Annotated in this window: 3 protein-coding genes; 1 reads left to right on the forward strand and 2 read right to left on the reverse strand. The window is 44.5% G+C overall.

Going from position 1 to position 3963, the window contains the following annotated elements:
- Positions 1 to 253: 253 nt before the first annotated feature.
- Positions 254 to 2710 (reverse strand): ABC transporter permease, encoded by a 2457-nt coding sequence (locus tag CAG69_RS09630; protein ID WP_161443934.1) that lies wholly within the window; start codon positions 2708 to 2710, stop codon positions 254 to 256.
- Positions 2710 to 3402, reverse strand: a complete 693-nt coding sequence (locus CAG69_RS09635; protein ID WP_005395482.1) for an ABC transporter ATP-binding protein — start codon at positions 3400 to 3402, stop codon at positions 2710 to 2712. Before CAG69_RS09635 ends, CAG69_RS09630 begins: the two co-directional genes overlap by 1 nt.
- On the opposite strand from CAG69_RS09635, the gene CAG69_RS09640 reads away from it, so the two are divergent.
- A partial coding sequence (locus tag CAG69_RS09640) for an arylesterase (protein ID WP_161443936.1) occupies positions 3401 to 3963 on the forward strand: 563 nt, incomplete at its 3' end. The two genes, CAG69_RS09635 and CAG69_RS09640, sit on opposite strands and share 2 nt — an antisense overlap.

The raw sequence follows: 3963 nt of genomic DNA on the forward strand, positions 1-3963 counted from the left end.
ATATCCAACTGCGCCTTTATGGTGCGTTAAAGTAGAAAAAAATTGCAAAAAAAGTACTTGACGACATGGTTAGGAAGACACTTTTTTGTGCCTATGTGAATAACAATTTCACTGTAAGACCCATGGCGCAAAGCCTGCAGAAATACCCCACTTTTTACCCCATTTAGTTATCCCAAAAGTTATCCACTGTTTTTGTGGATAACTAAAATAAAAGTGTCATGGAGTGTTCCGCATTTAATAACATTTGCAGTGATTAAGTGTTTACTGGCGTTAACAATCTTTTCAACAAACTCATTACGACAAGTGCCAACGTAACAAATGTTGCCAGTGGTAAAGCTATCCACAATTCGGGGTGAATTTGTGCGTTCAGGTCGAAGCCATATGTCATTACCGCGGCCACACAAACTTCCGCAGCGAATACCGCGACACCGCTAGCTATCAACGCCATAATGCCGTATTCGGCCCACAGAGTTGTATTGATCCGTTTTTTACTTGAACCTAATGTGCGATACAAACGGATCTCCTGCTGACGTTGGGATAAGCTTAATCTCAATAGCGTAAAGATAAGTAGCAACCCCGCAACCACGCCTAAAAGAGCAAGAATAGTGATTGCCGATACGATTTGTTGAATCAAGTCCTGGATTTTTTCGCCCATGGTACGAATATCTAAAACAGATACCGTTGGGTGAGATCGCGACATAGACGTTAATAGTGCTTCGTTCCCTTCATCAATTCTATAACTGATGAGGTAAGAACCCGGTAGATTAGCCATAACGTCGGATGAGAAAATAAAGTAAAAGTTAGGCTTCATATCACGCCATTCAACATAACGAATGGTATCTACTACCGCATCGTAGTTCTGGCTATTAATAACAAAGCGCAGTTTATCACCAAGTTCGATGCCCAAGTCATTTGCTACATCGGCTTCTACGGAGACACTCCCCTTATTTGTCCATTCACCCGCAAGCACATCATTATACTCTGGCAGGCTGTCTCCCCACGTAAGGTTCAATTCACGACGTATTGCGTCAGAGCCTTCTCCTTCGTATTCAATCTCTTTGACGTTTTGACCATTAATCTCTGTCAATCGACCACGAATAATTGGATAAGCTTGTGACCGTGTAACCCCATTTTTATCTAAGGTTTCTAGGTAGCTATCGAGTTCGTAATCACCAATATTTAATGCGAAGACATTTGGCGCGTCTGCAGGTAAGGTTCTCTCCCAATCCGCGAGAATATCGCTGCGCACAAGCCAGATAATAGATAGCAGCATCAAAGACAACGCCAAAGCACCAAACTGCAGGCCACTAGTTACTGGCGTGCGGTTGATACGACTCAACGCAAGCTTCATGGCAGGTTGTGTTGAAATACGCGCAAACAATTTTGTGAGTGCGACGCTCACTGCAGCAAGCACAACAAACAGTACTGCAATACCAATAAGAACAATCCAAACTAAGGTATTATCAGCATAAAGCAAAAGTAATGGAACAACGGGGACTAGAACGAGCAACATTCGTTTCCAAGAACGTTGTGCTTTGCCCTGCTGTAGCACTTCTAAGGCTGGAGTTTTAATCAACCCCAACAATGGTATGCCAAGGGCAGGAACGGTGATCAGGACCGCTGAGATAAACGACACTAGATATGGAGTGACGCCGTAACTAGGTAGTGGCTCGGGTAATAAGTCTTTGAGTGGAATGCGCAATAAGTACTCCAGCCCACTTCCCAACAATAACCCAACGACACTGGCGCTAATGAGCAGAATTGTGACTTGAATAAACAGCCATTTTTCAATCCATCGTCGACTTGCGCCAAGGCTTTTTAGCATCGCAATGGTTTGTGTTCGACTATTCACATAGTTTTGGCAAGTAAGAACCAATGTTGTCGCTGCCATAATGATGACAATCGCAACCGTTAGAGACAAATACTGCGTCGTTCGTTCAAAGACCTCATTGCTACGACTGGCAGTATCTTGCGTGCGCCAGCGATCACTAGGAGAAAGAACAGTATCTTCTTGCAGGCCTTTTAGCGTTTTATCATCGGCTTGTAAAAACAGACGGTATTGAACTCGACTCCCGACTTGAATCGCTCCTGTTTTCTCAACGTCTTTTTGATGAATGTATGCAGAAGGCATTTGTTGAAATGGGTTAAAGCTTAATCCAGGTTCCATCAGCACTGCACCTGAAACCGTAAAATCGGCATCGCCTATAGTGACGCTGTCACCCGACTTGACGTCTAGTTGAGCCATAATCCGCTCATCAAGCCAGAGTTGGTTCTCTTTAACGCGACCGGATGGGTTGTTGTCTAGTACCAGTTCTCCCATTAAAGGGTAATTGTCGTCCACTGCCCTTACGGAAATCAACTGCATACCATTGTCGCTAAATGCCATCGTGGCAAATCGTGTCATCGTCGAACGTTCTAGGTTTTCAGTCGAGGATAACAACGTGTCAGGTATAGGATTAGCAGACACAAACACCGCATCCGCTGTCAATGCATCCTTCCCCTGCTTGACGATCACCTGCTCCATTCGCTCCGCTAATGCAGAAAGCGCAAAGATGCTCGCAATCACAAGAATAAGAGCAACGCTAATAGGCCAAAGGTTCCCCTGTCTTATTTCGCCGAAACTCCAACGTATCAAACTTTTATTCGGCGAGTGCTGTGTTGCACTGCTTCGTTCTGTCGATGTTGCTTCGCTTGATGATACTGCAGACATTACACCTCCTCCTTAAGCTCACCCGCCTCCATACGATAAATACGGTCACATCGACTTGCTAGATGACCATCGTGTGTAACTAATATCAGCGTTGTTCCATGCTGCTCATTAAGATCGAATAGCAGCTCAATCACTTTGTCTGCGGTTTGATGGTCAAGATTGCCGGTAGGCTCGTCTGCGAACAACAGTTCAGGCTGTGTCATAAAGGCACGTGCCAGCGCGACACGTTGTTGTTCACCACCAGATAACTGACTTGGAAGATGATCGACACGTTTTTCCAATCCCACAGCGGTTAATAATTCGGCTGCTCTTGCTTCATCTTCGGCTTCACCACGTAAAAGACAAGGAAGCGTGACATTGCGTAATGCACTCAAGCTCGGGATTAATAAGAAACTTTGGAAAACAAAACCTAGAGAGTCAGCGCGAATTTTTGCGCGAGCTTCATCGTCAAGTTTTGATAACTCATGACCTAACAAGGTAATTTCACCTGATGTTGGTGTATCAAGGCCAGCTAACAACGTCATCAACGTTGACTTACCCGCACCGGAAGTACCGACGATGGCGATTTTTTCTCCTTTCCTGATGTCAACATTTACATCTTTGAGGATTGTTAATTGCTCTTGATTAGTAGAGACTTGTTTAGAAACCAAATTAGCTTGAACAATAGGTGCATTAAGTACAGGTGTTTGCATGATTCGTATACTTTCCTTAGTTCTATTTTTTTGTTTTTCCGCTACTGCACATGCGAGCGAAAAGCTACTTGTCTTAGGTGATAGCCTGAGCGCGGGCTATCAGATGCCGATCGAAAAGAGTTGGCCTAGCTTACTCCCTGATGCGTTGTCAGAACATGGTCAAGATGTAACAGTTATTAATGCCAGCATTTCTGGCGATACCACAGGCAACGGCTTAGCTCGATTACCACAGCTGCTAACCCAGCACAGCCCTGATATGGTGCTCATTGAGTTAGGTGCCAACGATGGCCTAAGAGGTTTCCCTCCTAAACTTATTACGTCGAATCTCTCAAAAATGATTACCATGATAAAAGATTCAGGTGCGGACGTTGTCATGATGCAAATTCGAGTGCCACCTAATTATGGTAAGCGCTATAGCGATATGTTTTACGATATCTACCCTAAGCTTGCACAACATCAACAAGTTACCTTGATGCCATTCTTCTTGGAGCATGTGGTCATCAAACCCGAGTGGATGATGGATGATGGCCTTCACCCAAAGCCTGATGCACAGCCTTGGAT

The organism is Vibrio sp. V43_P6S15P86 (genome assembly GCF_009904725.1).
In the GTDB taxonomy this organism is placed as follows: domain Bacteria; phylum Pseudomonadota; class Gammaproteobacteria; order Enterobacterales; family Vibrionaceae; genus Vibrio; species Vibrio diabolicus.